Here is a 20,496-nt window from a genome sequence, read left to right on the forward strand (position 1 = left end):
GAGAGTGGAGGGTTGCTCGGCATAGGGTCAAAGTTGGGTCACTTTTGCAGAAGTGCACTCGAAACATTCCGATTGAACGATTTGGCTTCTGATCCGACAGGAGAAATGAAGCATCGCAACTTGAGGACCAATTGGGGCTCGCTGCACATCGGGCATCAGTGAAAGACTTTGTGGGAGGACACGAGTTTTGAAAGATACCAACAAGAAGCCGCGTTTCCGGCGCACGGCCACTACTGGCCTAGCGTTTGGAACAACGACGGCTGTATTCGCTGCTTCGGCAGTACTTTGCGCAGCGCCGGCTAGTGCCTTCAGCGCTGACGATCCTTCGCAAGCTCAAGCTCATATTATTGACCTTGACTTGTCGACCTTAGACCTTGTGGGTTCGGGCTTCACTCAGCAGAGTTTCCCGGATGACGGCAATCCAGGTGCCGATCAGGGGCAGCTGGATATCGGCCTGCTTTCCGATGAGACGATTGATTTAGGTTCAGGCGTCCAGCTTCCGCTCTTGAAGAATGCGGAAGGCGTGGGCCTCATCGATCTGGGCGAACTGGGTGGATTGAGCAGTTACAGCCTTGCTGATACTGAGGTTCATGCTCGCGCGTCCTCTGGTGCAATTACCGACGGCGGCGCGATCGCAGTATCCCCGAACGCCGGTGTTGGAAACGACCCAGCGTACATCGACCTGGCTGCACTGTTCGACCAGGCTGGAGTTGATGGACTGACCGATCAGATCCTTGACGCTGCTCGTATCGAACTTGGTGCGCTGGCTTCGGAAGCCGAAAGCACCAACGACGTGGTTACTAGTGATTACGTCATCGCGGGAGCCGAGCTGGAACTGAGCAGCCCTCTGGTGGGTACGCTTGGCACCACGTTGGGTGACGTATTCCAGACTGCCGTAGACCCGGTGAGCGGGCTTGTTTCCACAGGCGGTGCGCTGGATTCGCTGCTGAATCAGATCGAAACTACCGCGAATGCGATTCCGCTGGTCAACGTTAACAGTGCTCAGGTAACGATCGACGGGCTGGACACCGTTGGCCAGACTGTTGTTGACGAGCTAATCGCAACACCTATCGCGAACGATAGCGGTTCGATTTCTATCGATCTCGGAACCGGCGATGTTCACGTCGACCTGGCTAAGCTGATTGAAGAAAGCGGCCAGGATCTGAATAATTTCGATCCGAACACGCCGCTGATTGGTGAAGATGTAGCGAATGCTATCGCCAATGGAATCACCGAATCACTGTCGGGAATTACCACCAAGGCAACTTCCATCATCGAGTCGGTCTTGAATGACTTGAACGTGAAGGTCGAACTGAACATAACCGCAGGTGTATTCCCTCTTACGGCTACTGGCGGTGTACTGATCGAAGGAACGCTGGCCCAGTTCGCTGGAACCGAAGCGCCTGCACCGACGGCAGAAACTGAGCTTGATCTGCTTGGAATTATTGATATCGGCGACCTGCTGAACCCAATTACTGCTGCTGTTGCAGATGGTATTACCACTACCACTGGCCCATTGGTACAGGGCGTGCTAGATAACGTCGGCAATGGTCTTGGCGAGGTTGTAGACCCAGCTGTAGGCCTAATTGCCGGTCAGCTGGAGCCAGTTCTGCGTGGGGTGCTTGACCGCGTAGTAACCATCACGATCAACGAGCAGCCGACCGAAGATCCGCTGCTCACCGATGGCGACTTGGGTGCTGACAGCTTTACCGTCCGTGCACTGTCCGTAACTGTGCTGCCAGACGTTGCTGCAGGTGGCCTTGCCAACCTGTCGCTGGCGTCTTCAACCGTACAGTCTGCTGCTGAAGAAGCAGTTGTCGCACCAGTCGATATCCTGACTCCGACCGAGGGCGAAGAAATTCCTGTTGGCCCCGTTGATGTAACGGGTACCGGCGAGCCTGGTACCGAAGTAACTGTCTCGATCCCGGGACAGGATGATCAGGTGACCACTGTTGGCGAAGACGGAACCTGGACTGTTACGTTCCCTGACGTGCCTGCTGGGAACCACACAGCTACTGCAACGGATGAGAACGAATCAACTGACGAAGTGAACTTCGTTGTTGTTGAAGATGTCGATGCTGATGCAGCCGCTGACGCTGTCGATGCTGATGCAGCCGCTGACGCTGTCGATGCTGATGCAGCCGCTGACGCTGTCGATGCTGATGCAGCCGCTGACGCTGTCGATGCTGATGCAGCCGCTGACGCTGTCGATGCTGATGCAGCCGCTGACGCTGTCGATGCTGATGCAGCCGCTGACGCTGTCGATGCTGATGCAGCCGCTGACGCTGAGGGTTCCGAGTCTGAGGCAACTGCCGATGCAACTGCTGACGCTGATGCCAAGGATGACAGCAACGGTTCATCGAATAGTGATTCGGACTCCGACGGCAAGGAAAAGCCTAAGGACAACCTAGCTGACACCGGTGCCAATGGTGTGCTGATTGCAGGCGGCATTGCTGTACTGCTCGCACTAGCTGGTGCTGGAATTATGATTGCTCGCCGCAAGAATGCGTAATAGCGTAACTTTGCAGTGATAACGACGAGCCGGGCTGCCCTTCGCGGGGCAGCCCGGTTTATCGTTTATTAGTGGCTCTTGCTACTGACGCTCGAATTTGAGCGTCCATACATACTTGAACGACTTCATACCAACTCTGCATGGGGCGCTAACCCCGGCTCGTGTTGTTGCGTTGGGTTGAATCTTGAACGAACAGGACTGGGACATGACGTCAGCTCCGTCTAAGGCAGCGAGTAAGCGACGGCCTATCTGGCTGAGAATCGTTGGTGCAGTCTGTGTGCTGCTCACCATGTGGCATATCTTTGCCACATTCCTCTGGGTCGCTCCTGTCAATGAATTACGTAAAGCTGTCCCCGCATCAGCGTTGAGAACTTACATGCTCCCGATGTTCGGTCAAAGCTGGTCGGTATTCGCGCCAAAACCAATCGATGGGGATTATCATATATCAGTTCGCGCCCAGGTCGACAACGGTGATGGCCTGATAACTACCGAGTGGGTGGACTCAGTGAACCGCGAAATGGATATGATCCACCACAACTTGTTCCCGCCTCGGGCAGCGGTAGCGGGTAATCAACTCGCGTCGGATTATCGGGGTGCTTGGCGGAAACTCGATGACGAACAACAGAAGATCGTGAAACTGAGCTATTTCAAGGGTGATGATTGGGACTCGCGTCTCGCCGCCGAACTGAAAGCCCGTTCCATGAACGATTCTGCGAAAGCAAGAAACAGCACGGCCAATTTTATTGAGAATGAAAAGATTGCAAGCGCTTATGCCACCCAGGTAGCCCGGGCGCTGTGGGGTGAGAACGTCAAGAACGTGCAGTTCAAAGTTGCGCGGCAGGGCATCGTACCGTTTGCTCAGCGGAACAAAGAGGACGCTAAACGCCCGGCTGCTAGCGTCATCGATTCAGGATGGCGAGGAACAACCGTTGCTGACGGACAAAGCGATGAAAACTTCGCAAAGATCTTCTTGTCCTTGGAAGGTGTGAAGTAATCATGTCGAACGCATTCTCACGAACCGGTAATGTCATCTCGAACTTGTGGAAGTCGCTTTGGCGTGACGCGCCGGGACACTTTATAGCTGCTTGTGCCGGAGTTGTTCACGATATCGAAGCTTGGCTATATGACGCCAAGCGAGCAAGCTATGGTATTGCAGTCGCCCGTATGCTCTTCGCCTGCGCGGCGCTGGGGTTATTGCTGACCAACTTCAATACGCGTTACTACACCTACGGCAGCGCATCGGCCTGGACTGGAAAACTCGCCGAATCGACAGGCCCATTCGCCAAATACTCCATATTTGGCATATTCGACTCCATCGCAGCCAATGATGTTGCCGTGACCGGGTATTTCCTTATACTCATGGTTCTCGCCGGAGCGCTCCTGGTTGGATTCCGTGCCAGGGTTGTGCTCCCGGTCTTCTTGGTTCTTTGGATCGGGCTGATCGAGTCTGCATATTTCGGAGGCGATCAAGGCGATAATGCCTTGCGTATCGGGCTGTTCCTGCTGATGTTCACCGACCATTCGGCTCGTTGGTCATTTGATGCGAAACGCAGAGCGAAAAATCAGAACTTCCAGGGGCCAATCCTGGCCAAGCTCGTCAAGGGGACTCGGATACTACCGACCAACCTGACAAACCTTTGGCACAATCTGGCCATTGTGGCACTTGCCTGCCAGGTGTTCATGATTTATGTCTCCGGTGCCCTTTTCAAGGCCGGCGGTGAACCATGGCGTGACGGTAGCGCGGTTTATGGTCCCTTGCATACGATGCGATTTGGGCCGTGGCCTGAGCTGAGTGAGCTGATCACCACCATGGGTTGGACGGTGGCTCTGGGTGCCATTGGCTCGATTATTTTGCAGTTGACCTTCCCGGGGGCATTGCTCTTCCGCTGGACCCGCATTCCGGTTCTCTTCGGAATGGTTTCGTTCCATATCGGGATTGCGGTCCTGATGGGGCTTCCGTGGTTCTCACTTGCAATGGTCGCCATCGATGCGATCTTCATCCGCGACGTGACCTGGGTTCGCTTGGCGAACTGGTTCAAGAGTTCGGCGCGAGGCGACGGCACCGACTCGGTTACTGAGTTTGCAGAAACCACCACGCCGACCGAGGGAGACACCTCGGTGCGTGAAAAGATCACCGTTTAGCCGGATCCGTAAACACCGGTTAAACTACAGCGTCCCTCGGAACTCTTGGTTAAGAGATCCGAGGGACGCTGTAGTTATGTCTTTAGTCGCCGATGTAGAACAGGCGCTTGTTCACAAATTCTTCCATGCCCAGCGGCCCGAGTTCGCGGCCGAAGCCCGAGCGCTTCACGCCACCAAACGGCATTTCTGCACCCTCGGCAGCTGCAATGTTCACGTTCGCCATCCCGGACTGCAACCCCATAGCGACCTTCGCGGCGCGGGCCTCGTCGGTGGAGTGCACCGAACCGCCCAGGCCGTAGATGGTGTCGTTGGCGAGCTCCAGCGCTTCGTCGTCGCTGGTGACCTTATACACCACGGCTACCGGGCCGAAGAGCTCCTCATAGTAGGCGCGCATGTCCTTGGTGACGCCGCTGAGTACCGCGGGGGAGTAGTAGGCGGTTGGCCCCTCGTGCAGCACGCCACCGGCGTGCAAGGTGGCACCCTTGGACACCGCGTCCTGCACCTGGGCGTCAAGGTCTTCGGCTGCCTTGCGTGAGGAGAGCGGGGCGAAGGTGCCTTCAAGTTCGGCCAGCGGGTCACCGGGGGTGAGCCCGTCGGCGCGCTTGGTCAGTTCGGCGACGAAGCCGTCAAAGATATCGTCCATGACGATCATGCGCTTATTCGAGTTGCAGGCCTGACCGGTGTTGTCGATGCGGAAACTCCACGCGGTTTCGGCGATGCCGGCAACGTCATCGGAGTCGAGGACGACAAACGGATCCGAGCCGCCCAGTTCCAGCACGGCTTTCTTCAGGTTGCGTCCGGCCTGCTCGCCAATGATTGCGCCGGCGCGTTCGGAGCCGGTCAGCGATACGCCCTGAATGCGCGGGTCGGCGATGATCGTGGAGATCTGATCATGGGTGGCGAAGACGTTGTTGTAGACGCCTGTGGGCACGCCTGCCTCGTCCATGATTTCTTGGAGGGCCAATGCCGAACGCGGGCAGGACTCGGCGTGCTTGAGCACGATGGTGTTGCCCAGCATCAGGTTGGGGGCGGCGAAGCGGGCCACCTGGTAGAGCGGGAAGTTCCACGGCATGATGCCAAGCAGCGGGCCGACCGGGCGGCGCTGGACGACTGCCCGGCCTCCGGAGAAGGACTTGATCTCCTGATCTGCGGCCAAGGTTGGACCTTCGGTCGCAAAGTATTCGAAGATCTCCTTGCAGTATTCTGCCTCGCCCACGGCTTCGGACAGCGGCTTGCCCATTTCAATGGTCATGATCTTGCCAAGTTCATCTGCACGATCAGCGAAGAGCTGCGCGACCCGGTTGACGATCTTCGCGCGTTCGTTGATGTCGACGTTCTGCCACGATTCAAAGGCCGATTGCGCCGACGTGAGCGCCTGCTCGACCTGCTCATCTGTAGCTGCCGGGAATTCTTCAACGATCTGACCGGTCGCTGGGTTAAGTACCTTATAGGTCGGGGCGCTCATGATGCTCCTGTCTAGTCTGAGTTGAGGTCTGGTGTGGGTATGTGGATTCCACGATACGCACCACGTCCGTAAAATGAATGTGAATCACTTCACGAAGCGTCTTATTCGAGCATATCCTCAGTTCAAAAATTCAGCCACACGCAGATCCGTTGAAACGTCTGGAATTTATGACTGATTCCTCGCGAATGTCTCCCGTTCGCTGTGGAAAGCAAAACACCCACAAGATGTTCCGAGCAACGTCTTGTGGGTGTATTGGCCGGACGCAGGATTTAGCTGATCGCGGAGTTCTTCCACCAGTCGATTCCGGCGTCGCCCTGGGCGATCTCAGAGATCTCCTTGAGCTCGGACTCGGTGAACTGAAGGTTGTTCAACGCGCCCAGGTTCTCATCGAGCTGCTTGGTAGAGGAAGCTCCGATCAGCACCGAAGTTGCCGCGCCCTCGCGCAGCAGCCAGGCCAAGGACATCTGCGCCAGCGACTGGCCGCGGCGTTGCGCGATGTCGTTGAGCTTGTGGATCTTGGCCAGGTTCCCCTCGGTCAGTTGGGCTTCGAGGGAGCGGCGCCCGCCCTGGCGTTGCACTTCGGTGCCCTTGAGGTACTTATCCGTCAGCAGACCCTGCGCTAGCGGGGTGAACGCGATGGCTCCCATATCTTCCTTTTCCAAGGTAGCCAGCAAGCCATGCTCAACCCAAGGGTTCAAGATGTTGTAGGACGGCTGGTGGATTACCAGCGGGGTGCCCAGCTCGACTGCGATCGCCTTGGCCTGCGCGGTGCGTTCGGCCGAATAGGAGGAGATGCCCACATAGGTGGCCTTGCCCTGGCGCACCAGGGTATCGAGCGCGCCGATGGTCTCCTCCAGGGGAGTCTTCGGATCGTAGCGGTGCGAATAGAAGATATCCACGTAGTCCAGGTTCATCGCCTTCAGCGACGCTTCTGCCGACGCCAGCAAGTACTTGCGTGAACCGTAGGTGCCGAAAGGCCCGGCCCACATCTCGTAGCCGGCCTTCGAGGAGATGATCAGCTCATCGCGGTACGGCATGAAATCCTTGCGCATCATGCGCCCAAAGTTCTCTTCCGCCGAGCCGGCCGGAGGTCCGTAGTTATTCGCCAGGTCGAAGTGGTTGATGCCATGGTCAAACGCGTGGCGTAGGACTTCGCGCTGGGTTGCGAAGGGGCGGTTGTCGCCGAAGTTCCACCACAGGCCCAAAGACAGCGGAGGCAGCACGAGGCCGGAATCACCGACGCGACGGTAGCCGAAGTTCTCATAGCGGCTAGCTGCAGCGACATAGGGGCGGTGGCTGTCTGGATGCGGATTAACGAGTTCGTACTCCACGTAGAACCTTTCTGTAGAAAGACCTGTTGCTATCTGTGCACAACTCTATGGCAGAACTACCGGTTCATCACCGATTTAAAGGCCGCGAATAAAAGTGAACCCGAGATCCAGGGGAGGGGCAGCCGAAAACTGCAGGGCATTTATTGGTATGCATCGCGGTTTCTTGTGCGGCGCAGAAGAAGTCACGTCAGCAGAGAATAAGCGCTCCCGCGATAGGGTGAAGTTTGGATATGCTGCAAATAACTGTGAGGACCTTCGTGATTTCCAAAGCGACAAAATCCCTTGCCGCCATGTTGATCTGCGGCCTGCTAGCCGGCTGCTCCTCGGGCGGGTCGGGGCAGAATCAGCAAGAACCCAACGCCTCAAATTCGGCTGTAGCTTCTCCGCCCAAGCCCACACCCGAGCCGCTGCCCGAGTTCGCGCAGGAGTTCAACAAGCGTTCCGATGGCAAGGCGGCCACCCTCACGGTGGGAGCCTCGAATCTCGGAACCAGCCTGAGCGATGACAATATCGGTGTGTCCTTCGAAGCAACCGAACTCAGCGACCCACGCTGGGACCCTGCAGCGGGCAATCTCGATGAAATGCTCATCGGGTTGGGGCAACCCGGATTGCGCTTCGGCGGCAATGTCCTGGATCGGGAAATGTTCTGGACCTCCACCGGTGAAAAAGCTCCCAAGGGCAAGACCCTGGTCACTCCACAAGACCTTGAGCGCGTGATGAAAACCGTCAAGAAGATCGACGCGAAGGTGACCATCGGCATCCCCCTTGGCACCTACGACCCGAAGCGCGGGGCCGATATGGCTAAGCACGCGGCAGAGATTTTCGGTGATCACCTGGTGGGAATCTCCATTGGCAACGAACCCAACGGCTATACCAATGATGCCCGCCCGGGACTCCGGATACGCGAACCTTCCCAGTGGAATGAGAAGAAGTTTGTCACCCAGGTGCGAGCCTATGCCAAGGCAATTGACCAGGAGACCGGGAGCGAGGTTCCGCTCGTTGGTCCCGGAGTCTTTGACGGTTCGTGGATGAGCGCATTTCTCGACGCAAAACTCCCCAACACCACCGCGCTGACCCAGCATTACTACGCGACCTACGATTGTTCCTCGGAGAAAATTCCCGGCCGCGGCCCCGAGTGGCAGAACCTCTTGGACCCGGTGGTGAGCAATAGCGCCAAGAAGATGATTGGCATCGGTTTGGACAAGGCCGAGGCGAAGAAGCTGCCGCTGTGGGTGGAAGAGACCGGTTCAACCAGCTGCCCGGGCACAAACAACACCTCCCGCACGCACGCGAGCGCGCTGTGGACGGTGGACCATATCTTTGACTCCGCACGTTTGGGCGTGGAGCGCATGAACATGCACTCGATGCTCGGAGCCTGCCGCGGAGGCGCGCCGATGTCTGTCGTTTGCTCCGCCGAAGGCACCGGGGAACTGGGCGCAGGGCAGGTGCTGGCCCAGCCGAACTATCTCGCCATGCGCTTGGCGCGCTTGAGCGTCGGTAGCCAGTTCATGAAGACGACGCTCTCCGGAGACAAAAACCTCCAGGCCTACGCCGTCAAGGCGAAAAACAGCCGAGTGCTGGTCACCGTAGTGAACAAGAACGATGCGGCGAAAATATCGAAGAACCCGGTCACGGTGAATGTTCCGCAGGGATACAAGGCCACACGGGCGGCACAGATCCATGCCCCAGAAAACGGTGCCATAAAAGCCACCGAGCTGACGGCCATAGCGCCATTCGCCGCCAAAGGCAGCGGCGTGGCCAAGAATGCCTCAGGGAAGCTGCAACTGGATGTGGCGGCAAGCAGCGCCACCACCATCGAGTTCACCAAGCAGCGCGCGGAGGATTAAAATGAAGAACCGATCCGCGGGGTCAAGGAGGTAACGTCCGCGCGGACCGGTTCTTCTAATTCACTCGCACCCTTGAGAAGGTAATAACCACTCTAGGAGGAGATCCTTACCGCCAGCTGGGTGCCAAGTTAACGCTTCCTAGGATTTAGCGTGCCTAGTAGTTTGATGGTGGGTCGGAGGCAGGGAATGATTCGTCTTCCCATTCCTCCACCATCTCCTCGTCATGATCGTGCTTCACGTGAGCTTTGGCTTGTTCTTGAGTCTCGGCGCCGACTTCTTCGTCTGGATGATTGCTCATGATGCTCCTTCCCTCGCAGGTCTAGGTGTCTGGGCGGTCAAACCGCCGACCACATACCTTCAGTGTCATACTTTTGCCGGTCAATGTCGATAGAAAACCGGCAGCGCCGCCCGCGCCGCGGGGACGTAAATTGCCCGCTGGCCCCCGACAGGATTTAATCGCTTATATGCCAATGATCAATAACCCCGCAGATAATTCCGAGATCTTCTTTGATGACGACGGTGCCGCGGGCGAGCCGATTCTTTTCCTGCACGGGTCGGCGCTATCTCGCTCGATCTGGCGCGGGCTGGGATACACCAAGGCGCTGGGCGGCAACCGCCGCACCATTCGCATGGACCTGCGCGGCCACGGCAAATCGGTGAAATCCCACCGGGCCGCCGATTACACCATGGAGAAAATCGCCGGCGATATCCATGCGGTGCTCGATCACCTAGGTATTGCTGCCGCACATGTCATCGGCTATTCCTTTGGCGCTCGCAGCGGGCTGCAGGTGGCGATGCAGAGCCCCGAACGCGTGTTGTCCTTGACCATGCTCGGCGGCACCTTTGAGATCACCGACGGGGAAATCGGCAAGCTCTTCTTCCCCGGCTACCTCGACGTGCTGCGCCAGGGGGACATCGAAGGGTTTGTGACCGGTCAGGAAACCAGGGGACGGCTGGATCCCGCTACCAGGTTTGCGTTCCTTTCCAATGATCCGCTGGCCCTGGCCGCCTACTATGAGGCAGCGGAAACGGTGCAGAATATCGCGCTGAACCAGCTGGCCAAGATCACGGTTCCCACCTTGCTGCTCATCGGCACGCGCGACCAGCCGCGCTTCGAGCAGAATAAGATCATGGCTCGCGCCATGCCCAACGCCCGCATGGTGGCTCTGGCCGGGCGGACCCACGGCAGCACGCTCTGCCCCATCGAACCGGTGGTGAGTGCGATCGAAAATTTCTGGACGGTACCGCGAGCATGAGCCGGGCTGCCTTCAACCTGGAACGCATCGCCGCGGGGTTGGCCTTCGGACCCAGCCGCGCGGAACTGCACGCCGCGCTGTGTGCCCATCCAAACCAGCCGCTGGTGATTCAGGCGCCACCGGGCTCGGGCAAAACCACCATCGTTCCACCAACGGTGGCCGAGGCGCTGGCGGTGCAAGGACTCACCGGAAAAATTATCGTCACCCAGCCACGCCGGGTGGCGGCACGTGCCGCGGCCCGGCGCCTGGCCCAGCTCGATGGCTCGGCCCTGGGGGACCGGGTAGGTTTTGCGGTACGCGGGGAACGCCAAAGCTCCGCGAACACCCAGATTGAATTTGTCACCGCCGGCCTGATGCTCCGCCGGCTGCTGGGGGACCCCGACCTGGCGGGGGTCAGCGCGGTCATCATCGATGAGGTCCACGAACGGTCCATCGACACGGACCTGTTGCTGGCCATGGTCAACCAGGTCAGCGAATTGCGTGAGGATCTCAGTCTGATCGTCATGAGCGCCACCCTGCAAGCCCGGGAGCTGTCGCAGCTGCTGGCCCGGCAGACCCCGGCCCCGGTGCTTACCGCCAACACCGCGCAATTCGAGGTGGCCGAGCTCTTCGACAGCTTTGCCGGTAGGCGCAACTCCGAGCGCGGGTTGAGCGACGAGTACCTGCGCCATGTCGCTCAGGTGGCGGTGAAGCATTCGCGCCAGCAAAACCGCGGTACCAAGTCAACGGTAGATACCTTGGTCTTCGTTCCCGGAGCACGCGAGGTCGACCGTGTCTGTGCCCAGATCGGCGCCTCGGGCATCCAAGCCTTTGCACTGCATTCGCAGATCCCCACCAAGGCCCAAGACGAGGTACTCAGCGAGCCTTCGGCTGCGCAGGGACCGCGAATTATCGTTTCCACCTCGATCGCCGAATCCTCGCTGACCGTACCGCGCGTCCACCTGGTGATCGATGCCGGCTATGCGCGCGAACCACGCAGGGACGCGGCACGTGGCTTTGGCGGCCTGGTGACGGTGGTCGCCAGCCGTGCCGCGGCCACGCAGCGTGCCGGCCGTGCCGGGCGGCTCGGGGCAGGAACCGTGGTGCGGACCCTTGACCCCAAGTCCTTCGCGGCCGCACCGGCTCATTCGGCCCCCGAGATGCAGACCGGAGACCTGGTGCAGGCCGCGCTTTCTCTGGCCGCTTGGGGTACCCCGCGCGGTGAAGGGCTCGCCCTGTGGGAGGAGCCGCCGCCGGGCACGATGCGCACCGACGAAGAGGTGCTGCGCAGCTTGGACGCGGTGGACGAGCAAGGAAAAATCACCGCCCTGGGCGAACGGATGGTGAAGATTCCGGCCGACCCACGCACCGCCCGCGCCTTGCTGGCCGGTGCCGAGCATTTCGGCTCGCGTCCCACCGCGGAAGCGGTCGCACTGTTGGCGAGCACCGAACGCATCGCCAACGCCGATCTGAACGAGCTGCTGAGCTCCGTTCGCCGGCCTTCGCATCCGGGACACCGGGCCTGGGTGCAAGAAGCCAAACGTCTTGAACGCCTCGCCGGGCAGGTTCCGGCCGTGGATCCTGACGGGGCGCTCGCCGGAGTCTGCGCTCTGGCCTACCCGCAATGGGTGGCGCGCAAGGTCCAGGACAACGACTACCTGCTGGCCTCGGGCACACGCGCTTCGCTGCCCCGCGGAAGCCATCTGGCCCATTATGAATTCTTGGCCATCACCGAGGTGACCCGGGCCGGGACCAGCACCGGAGCGGTGATCCGCCGCGCCGCGGGTATCGAGTGGGAACAAGTTCTCGGCCTGCTGGGCCACCTGCACCGGATCACCGAGAGCGCGAAACTGGTGGACGGGAAAATCTCGGCACGCAAGGTCGAATCCTTCGGCGCCATCGAGCTTTCCGCCCACCCGATCAAGGCCACCAAGGAACTCGGCCGGCAGGCGGCGGCAACGGCGTTGCGCGAGCAGTCGCTGGCGCTCTTTGGCGAGCAGCCGGCCTTTGAAGCGCTGCGGCGCCGGATGGCGGTGGCCTACCGATTGCTGGGTGCGCCTTTTGTGCCGGTAGATGAGCCGACGCTGGTGCAGACGGCGCAGCAGTGGCTGGCCTCCGGCCTGGAGCAGATCGCCGCGGGGAAGCCCGCGGGGAAGGTCGACCTCGTCGGCGCGTTGCGCACCCTGTTGCCGTGGCAGCATGCGCACGAATTCGACTCGTTGGTTCCCGAGCGTTTGCAGGTCCCGTCCGGATCGCGGATTCGCATTGGCTATCCGCCGGTGGATGAAGGCGGTCCGGCGGTGGTGGCGGTCAAGCTGCAGGAGTGCTTTGGGCTTAGCGAATCCCCGCGGCTGGTGCGCGGGATGCTTCCGGTGCAGTTCCATCTGCTTTCACCGGCCGGCAGTCCGCTTGCGGTGACCGAGGATCTCATCTCTTTCTTCAACGGACCCTACGCGCAGGTACGTGCCGAAATGCGCGGCAAGTATCCGCGGCACCCTTGGCCCGAAGACCCGTGGGAGCATCAGGCGACGGCCTACACCAAGAATCGTCTGCGCCGGGAAAGTGGCGCTTAAAAGAAGCAAGCGTGGTGCAGCCTGTTCAGCACGGCCGAAAGCATGGCATTTATAACAAGATCCTGATCCGACAATGAGCATGATTCTGATAACTTCGGCCGATGTGTTTGAGGTTCTTAGCCGTCGAATTCGATGCTTCATCCCTAGCAATGGTTAGTCCGGTCCTCACGAAGATCAGCATTTCCCGCCGCTACGCGGTCAACGAACGGAACAAAACGATTTCGCCTCACTCATTTTAGTGGCGTTCAAGGACATCTAGGGCATCGCCCACCGGGACTGGAATTCATGAATAGCCGTGGTTTCAGCAGCTCTCCGACATGCTCCTTGATCGCGTAGATTACCCCGATCACCGGATCCGTTTCTGGAGTCAGCTTCGGCCGTTCAACCTATTGGTAGATATGCGGAGACGGTAATCGCGGTTAGGGAGGGTGAATTTCAGGGTGAATTCAATTGCTTAGGCGAGGTGATCGGAGTCCAACTGGTCGATCCCGACGCACTGCCTGGGGGCTGCGAAGAAGGCTAATAATTCACGCCACGCAACGCGAGGTTAGTCACATATTTGCATGATATGGCGAAGAAGCCTCCGCCTTTAGAGCTCTTGCGAGTCGCGAAAAGCGTGATTTTCGGGCATTGATGACTTCAGCCTTTGTTCGATGATGAAAAAAGTTATAAATAATCCCATGTAATCGAGATTTTCTCACTCAAAAATGGCGAATGATGCAATCTTTGTCTATGAAAAATATTTTTTGAACAGGACAGATATATCTGTGAGGGTAATCGGAGAAACTTGTCGGTGAAAATTCATGCTTGTGAACTTGTTGAAATCTGGTTACTCTATGCCCCGCACATTTTTTGCGTAGCAATACGACCTCTGGCTTCGGCTCATTCTTCTCAGATACTCCTATTTATCATCTTGTTAGGCTTGCGAAGTCCACAGTGGCGGACGTCTGCGTTTAGGGAAATAGACAGGTGTTTTCCGCCCTGCTTAACAACGGTAAATGGGAATATAAAATGCGAATTGAGCAAGAGCCTGGCGTTTCAAAACGCTGGAAATCTATGCTTGCCTCGTTCCTTGCGGTAACCGTCGGAGTCGGAATGGCAGGTGTGGCGCCAGCAGTGGCGGCTCCTTCCCCCGATTCGTCTGTAGCTGATACAGCTGCCATAGGCACCGACTCGCAAGAAGGCGGACCGGAAGGTCAACAAGCAAGCGATTCAGGAGCGGACGAAGAATCCGCAGCAGCCAATAATGTTCAGGGCACAGTAACGCCGCAAGTTGGTACTCGTGCCGCCGCCGGTGCCGGCATGTTCTTGGAAAAGAACCTGACAAGTAGTGAAGCAATTCGTCCGGGCGATTTTGTCAACTACGAGATCAAGCTGGGCTGCTCCTCCAACACTGAACCATGTAGCGATGCGTACCTGATTGATTTGCTTCCTGAACCACTAGTTCTGGATAGCATTAATTACAACGGGTTCGCGAAGGATGTTACCGAAGAACCCGCAGAAGATGGCACTTCGGTAAAGCTGACTTTTAATGAGACCTCCGAGGACCGTCCCGGGAAAGTCGGTATCAACGATGGCACCGACTACACGATAACCATCGTGGCGAAGTTCCCCGATAACGCGGACCCAAAGTTCAATGGCCAGCAGCTGATCAACGAAGCCGAGCTGACTTCTGATCTTGGATCCATCAAGGATCCAGCCGAAGCTGTTATTCCGAACATTGATCTGGCTCCCAACGCCGAAATTACTAAGCAGTGGTCCGAGGATGTGCTGGAGCAGGGGTCTGATAAGAACATCAGCGCGACGCTCGGCGGAATCAAGAACACCTCCAAGGTGGGCGCATCCTCGATGGTCATCGAGGAGCCTTCGGGCGATACCGATCCATTCGCTTCAGTTGAATTCACCGGATTCGGCGACATCGTCTACCCAGAGGGTGCCGATGAACTCGTCGTTTCCTACTTCGTGGGCGACGCGCCAGAACCACAGGTTCTGGAAACCGCTAACCCCAATGCACCGCCCGTATTCCCGGAAGGCTTTGATCTAAAAACCATTACCGGGTTTGAATTCGTCTTCACCTCAACGAAATCAACCGACACCGAAGGCGGAATCATCGCCAACGGTACAACCGGCTCGATTCCGCTGAACACCGTCCTACGCGATGGTGCCGAAGCCGCTGTGGTCGCGAATGAAACCAACATCATCGCAGTACTCCCTAACGGCGAACAGAATGACCCTTTCACTGCTGAAGATAGCTTCGTGATTGAGTCGGCAAACTACACGGTGGATGCCACCAAGTCCTTCGCCCCGGAGCTGGTGGTTGCTGGTGATGCCGCAGAAATTGGTGATGGGCGCAATGCTTCCACGGTGAAGCTTGGACTGACCAACACCTCAAACCGAAATCTCACTAACTTAACCTTGAAGGAACCCGCAACGGGTACTTCACCGTTCGGCGAAGGCCTTAACTTCAGCAAGTTCAACGGCGGCACCTGGCCAGCCGGAGCCGCCACGGGTTTGCTGACGGTCGCCGGTACAGAATACCCACTTGAAAATGTTGACGGGAAGATCTCCCTGCCGGAGAACCTTCCTGCAGGTAGCGATGTCAAGGGCTTTGAAATATCCTTCGATGGAACTTTCGCCCCTAGCGCAGGATTCGAGTTCGAATTCGAAGTTCTGGCCACTGCAGTTTCTGCCGAGGGCTACAAGAACGTGGTTCTGGGCCAAGGCACTCCATCTGGAAACCAAGACGTCGTTGAAGACGAAGCCGGTGCTACCTTGCTGGTTCAGGAGCCAAGATTCGCTTTGATCGGAGGCAAAGGATTCAATCCCCACCGCATCGAAGGTATTCCGGGCGACAAGACTAGTGTTTGGCTAAATACCAAGGCTGATCAGACCAATACCAACATGGACGTCCGCGAGATCGTGCAGACCGACGACTTCGCGTCAATGGTTCCAGCATTCAAGGCCACTAGCGTCTCGGTGCCATCTACTCAGGGCGCTACCAAAGTTGTTGTGGAGTACAAGGACTCCGACAACAACTGGATTGAATTGGCTGTCTCCGAAGACGGCAATAAAATCGAGAACACCCCAATGCCCGAAGGAGCTACCGGGGTTCGGGTTACCTACACCCGCGATTCAGGCACGTTCCCGCATGACAAGGATGTGCGGGCACAAGTCAACTTCGAGGTCACCGATGTTCTCACCGATGAGCTGAAAACCGACAACGTTCTGGGCATCAACAACGGTGATGGCACCGAAGGATCAGTCTGGGTCGATAAGGAAATTCAGCTGCAGAGCTCGAAGTCCTGGGACCGGAACGTCATCGTTCAGAAACCTGTTTCCGAGGCGCCGACGAACAAGAACCCGACGAGCACCTTGAACCTGTGGGCGAAGAACACTTCGACCTATGGCGTCGACAAGCTTTCGATTGTTGATTCGAAAGCTGACGAAGTTAACCCTTTTGACTACGTTGACATTACAGGTATCAGTGCACAACTATCCGACGAAGCACTCCAGGATCTAGCCCACCTGACTTTGAAGACCGCTACTGGCGAAATCAACTTCACCGGTGAGGACGCCCTGACTCCAATGCTTCCCGAAGGACGAAGCTGGGAAGAGGTCACCGCATTCGAATTCAACCTCGCGAAGGACGGCGAAAAGCTGGTTCCACGCGACACCGAGTTCTGGGTCTCCGTTGGCACCGAGCTGCGCGATGAGCTGCGTGGCTCGGATCCGGCCCAGCCAATCGACGCAGCATTGGCCGAGCTTGACCGTATTGACGGCATGCGCGGCTACGTTCTGCCGAACACGGCTGTAGCGACCGTTCAGCGTGGCGACGAATCGGCTGTCAAAGAACCACAGGCACCGCTGGAGATCATTACCGAAAACTCGGTGGATCTCAATGCGACCCTGACCAAGACGTTCAACCCCGAAGGTCCGATCGATTTCTTTACCAGCAACGGCAACCCCGCACCGGTAAACGTCACCCTGAATGTTAATAGCGGAACCCACAAGGCCGACTATGTTCAGATTGTGGATCAGGATCCAACCTTCTGGAACACCTTCGATTTCGCCGGATGGGACCCCGTCCCAAACAGCCGTGTCTACGATGTCACTATCGAGTACTTCACCGGTGCGGAGTATGTGTTGAAAGATGGAACGCTGGTCGCTGAAGGCGGGGAGTGGACTACCACCAAACCAGCCAATGATCAGGTTCAAGGCGTTCGAGTCACTGCGGAAGGCCGCAACTTCGAAGAGCTACTTAGCAATGACACAACCATCAAGTTCAATGTTCTGCCACGGTACACCCTGCGCAGTGGTGAACTGATTGCACTCGAAGAGGGCCAGAGAAATCCTGGTGAAACCCAGGCGCTGACAACCGAGAACACTGCATCGGCAGAGGTCTCCCGTCTGGGCCAGGATCGTGACACCGACGATGCAACTGATGCTTTGGTATTCAACCCCGGAGAGACCAACTCCGAGGTTTCAAAGAATTCGGATGCCCCTAACGGGCAAATCGCACCGGGCCGCGAGTTGAACTACACGTTCACCGTCACCAATAACGGTACCGACGCGGTCTTGAACCCTGTCATTACCGATATATTGCCGAACGATGCCCAGGGACCGAAGCTGATTCTTGATCCTGAATGGCAGTCGCTGACTTCGTATTCCTTTGAGAAGAAATTCAACCAAGCGCCGGAAGGCACCGCGGTTGACATCTCGAAGGTTACCGCGGTTGAAGAAGACAATTCGCTGAAGTTCAGTTTCCCCGAGGGAACCAAACTGTACCCAGGTGAATCGATCACCGTGAAGTTACCAACCACCGTGCGTGGCGGGCTGAACGCGAAAGAAAAACTGGAGAACAAGGTTACCTTCAGCGGTGACAACTCCGAAGAGAGCAGCGATGACCATCTCGTTTCGGTCATCGAAGGCCAAGCCTACTCATCACGTAAGCTCGTTCGCGAGGTTTTGAGCGGTGAGCAGACCGAGAAGACTGGCGTTTACAACGTCAATTCCAAGGTTGAAAACGACGAAGCCTGCTACGCGTTTGAAGGTGGATTCTATCGTTACCCATGCATCGTGGAGACCAAACCGGGTGGTATCGCAGAGTGGAACCTCAGCGTTACCAACACCGGCAACGTTAACGCGCAGCACATGGAAATTCTGGATATCTTCCCGTACGTCGGAGACACCGGAGTAACGGGTTCCCAGGCCAACGCCCCGCGTGGTTCCCAGTGGGTTCCGACCCTCTTGGACATCAAGCTGCCAGAAGTTCCTGCAGGAACCGACATGGTGCTGTCTTACCTGACCGGTGATCCCGCGCAATGCAAGCCAAGCGGCGCCAATATGCAGGATCCATGGGCAGGTTGTGAAGGAAACTGGACCACCGAACGTCCGGCCAACCCGAAGGAAATCAAGGGCATCAAACTTGTTTTGGATTCGTCCGACGGGTTTGCGCCAGGCGAAGGTGTATCGCTGACCTTCACAACAGTTTCGGAAACTGAAATGCCAGAGGGAACTTCAGATTTCGCTCCCGCGTGGAACTCCTTTGGTTACGCAGCCCAGGCTCAGGTAAATGGCAAGACCGATTACCGCAGCCAAGAGCCAATCAAGACTGGTATCACCTTCAAGCCTGAAGAGAAGGAAAAGGTCTCAGTTGGTGACTACGTCTGGATCGATGAAAATCGTGACGGACTGCAGGATGAGGATGAAAAGGGCATCAAGGATGTCGTTCTGACCATCGTTGGCCCGGATGGCAAGGAAGTTATCGATGTATTTGGTAACCCAGTGCTGCCGACCATGACCGACGAGAACGGTTTCTACGAATTCAAGGATCTTCCGGTCCTTGAAGAGGGCCAGTCCTACACGGTGAGCATCGATCGTGAAGCGTCTAAGGAACTTTTGGCTCCTTACATTCCGACCATCGAGACTGACGACAGCCGCGAGAATGACTCTTCAACTTGGGAAGCCAGCTCGCAGGGTTTGACCGAAGACGGAGAGCATGATCCAACTTTGGACTTCGGATTTGTTACTCCGAAGGTTTCCGTTGGCGACTACGTCTGGATTGATGAGAATCGTGACGGACTGCAAGATGAGGATGAGAAGGGCATTAAAGATGTCGTTCTGAAACTCGTCGGCCCGGATGGCAAGGAAGTTGTTGACGTCAACGGCAAGCCTGTTGAGCCAACCACCACCGACGAGAGTGGTTTCTATGAATTCAAGGATCTTCCGGTCCTTGAAGAGGGCCAGTCCTACACGGTGAGCATCGATCGTGAAGCGTCTAAGGAACCATTGGCTCCTTACATGCCGACTATCGAGACTGAGGACAACCGTGAAAACGACTCTTCAACTTGGGAAGCCAGCTCGCAGGGTTTGACCGAAGACGGAGAGCATGATCCAACTTTGGACTTTGGATTTGTTATTCCGAAGGTTTCCGTTGGCGACTATGTCTGGGTTGATGAGAATCGTGACGGACTGCAGGACGAGGATGAGAAGGGCATTAAGGATGTCGTTCTGAAACTCGTTGGACCAGATGGTGAGCCAGTAGTTGACGTCAATGGCAAGCCTGTTGAGCCAACCAGCACCGATGAAAACGGCTACTACATCTTTGACAACCTGCCGGTTCTCGAAGATGGGCAGTCATACACGGTGAGCATCGATCAGGAAGCGTCTAAGGAACCTTTGGCTCCTTACATTCCGACTATCGAGACTGAGGACAACCGTGAAAACGACTCTTCAACTTGGGAAGCCAGCTCGCAGGGTCTGACCGAAGGCGGCCAGCATGACCCAACGCTGGACTTTGGTTTTGTAATGAAGCCAGAGCCGGTCAAGACTTATGCCGTGGGCGACTACGTCTGGGTTGATGCGAACGAGGACGGTCTCCAAGGTGATTCGGAAGTTCTTGAAGGTGTGAAGGTCATCCTGCTTGACGGTAACGGCGAGAAAGTTTCTTCGACGACTACCGATGAGAATGGCCGCTACCTCTTTGATGAGCTGCCAGCCGGTGACTATCAGGTCAAGTTCGAATTGACTGGCGAGCAGACCAAGAAGTATGAATTTACTTCGCAGAATGCTGGGAAGAATGATTCGAACGACTCGGATGCTGATCCAAAGTCCGGTTTGACGATCAAGTTCACTTTGGATGACGAGAACGCCTCGTTGACCAAGGCATACTCAGACCAGGAGTTCAAGGCTACCGAAGGCATCGATCCGACGTGGGATGCAGGCGTCGTTTTGAAGCCAGAACCTGAGCCGACGGAACCTACGACTCCGACTGAGCCGACTGAGCCGACTGAGCCGACTGAGCCGACGGAACCTACGACTCCGACGGAACCTACGACTCCGACGGAACCTACGACTCCGACGGAACCTACGACTCCGACTGAGCCGACGGA

10 protein-coding genes and 1 pseudogene are annotated in these 20,496 nt (G+C 57.2%); 7 read left to right on the forward strand and 4 right to left on the reverse strand.

Annotation, left to right across the window (positions count from 1 at the left end):
- Nucleotides 1-187: 187 nt before the first annotated feature.
- The 3 genes from CQ015_RS15930 (at nucleotide 188) to CQ015_RS15940 (ending at nucleotide 4,654) form a co-directional block, all read left to right on the forward strand.
- Complete coding sequence (locus tag CQ015_RS15930; RefSeq protein WP_146114081.1) at nucleotides 188-2,512, forward strand: choice-of-anchor G family protein; 2,325 nt, start codon at nucleotides 188-190, stop codon at nucleotides 2,510-2,512.
- Nucleotides 2,513-2,789: 277 nt separating this feature from the next.
- On the forward strand, nucleotides 2,790-3,506 hold the full coding sequence (locus CQ015_RS15935) for a DUF5819 family protein (protein ID WP_105650615.1): 717 nt from the start codon (nucleotides 2,790-2,792) through the stop codon (nucleotides 3,504-3,506).
- A gap of 2 nt (nucleotides 3,507-3,508) precedes the next feature.
- Nucleotides 3,509-4,654: an HTTM domain-containing protein gene (locus CQ015_RS15940; protein ID WP_105650616.1), complete on the forward strand. Its 1,146-nt coding sequence runs from the start codon at nucleotides 3,509-3,511 to the stop codon at nucleotides 4,652-4,654.
- A gap of 82 nt (nucleotides 4,655-4,736) precedes the next feature.
- Here the strand turns inward: CQ015_RS15940 and CQ015_RS15945 are convergent, their stop codons facing one another.
- Together CQ015_RS15945 and CQ015_RS15950 are read right to left on the reverse strand one after the other, a co-directional pair.
- Complete coding sequence (locus CQ015_RS15945; protein WP_105650617.1) at nucleotides 4,737-6,119, reverse strand: NAD-dependent succinate-semialdehyde dehydrogenase; 1,383 nt, start codon at nucleotides 6,117-6,119, stop codon at nucleotides 4,737-4,739.
- Between the two features lie 269 nt (nucleotides 6,120-6,388).
- Nucleotides 6,389-7,450, reverse strand: coding sequence for an aldo/keto reductase (locus CQ015_RS15950; RefSeq protein WP_105554526.1), 1,062 nt, complete (start codon nucleotides 7,448-7,450; stop codon nucleotides 6,389-6,391).
- Nucleotides 7,451-7,707: 257 nt separating this feature from the next.
- Here CQ015_RS15950 and CQ015_RS15955 point away from each other — a divergent pair, with 257 nt between their 5' ends.
- Complete coding sequence (locus CQ015_RS15955) at nucleotides 7,708-9,297, forward strand: hypothetical protein (protein WP_146112514.1); 1,590 nt, start codon at nucleotides 7,708-7,710, stop codon at nucleotides 9,295-9,297.
- A 154-nt stretch (nucleotides 9,298-9,451) separates the two neighbouring features.
- On the opposite strand, the gene CQ015_RS19055 is transcribed toward CQ015_RS15955, so the two are convergent.
- Nucleotides 9,452-9,595 carry a hypothetical protein gene (locus tag CQ015_RS19055; RefSeq protein WP_176484320.1) on the reverse strand — a complete coding sequence of 48 codons (144 nt, stop codon included), beginning with the start codon at nucleotides 9,593-9,595 and terminating at the stop codon, nucleotides 9,452-9,454.
- Nucleotides 9,596-9,761: 166 nt separating this feature from the next.
- Between CQ015_RS19055 and CQ015_RS15960 the strand changes: the two genes are divergently transcribed.
- Nucleotides 9,762-10,553 (forward strand): alpha/beta fold hydrolase, encoded by a 792-nt coding sequence (locus tag CQ015_RS15960; RefSeq protein ID WP_258138701.1) that lies wholly within the window; start codon nucleotides 9,762-9,764, stop codon nucleotides 10,551-10,553.
- The gene (gene hrpB, locus CQ015_RS15965) at nucleotides 10,550-13,105 is read left to right on the forward strand and encodes an ATP-dependent helicase HrpB (RefSeq protein ID WP_105650620.1); all 2,556 of its coding nucleotides are present in this window, start codon (nucleotides 10,550-10,552) and stop codon (nucleotides 13,103-13,105) included. The genes CQ015_RS15960 and hrpB overlap by 4 nt, the downstream gene beginning before the upstream one ends.
- A 49-nt stretch (nucleotides 13,106-13,154) precedes the next feature.
- Here the strand turns inward: hrpB and CQ015_RS19455 are convergent.
- Nucleotides 13,155-13,491: pseudogene (locus CQ015_RS19455) on the reverse strand (transposase); the annotation flags it as partial.
- Nucleotides 13,492-14,116: 625 nt separating this feature from the next.
- Here CQ015_RS19455 and CQ015_RS19525 point away from each other — a divergent pair.
- The coding region (locus CQ015_RS19525) for an SdrD B-like domain-containing protein (RefSeq protein ID WP_146114082.1) at nucleotides 14,117-20,496 on the forward strand (6,380 nt) is incomplete at its 3' end.

This window comes from Arthrobacter sp. MYb221, from assembly GCF_002979835.1.
Lineage (GTDB): Bacteria > Actinomycetota > Actinomycetes > Actinomycetales > Micrococcaceae > Glutamicibacter.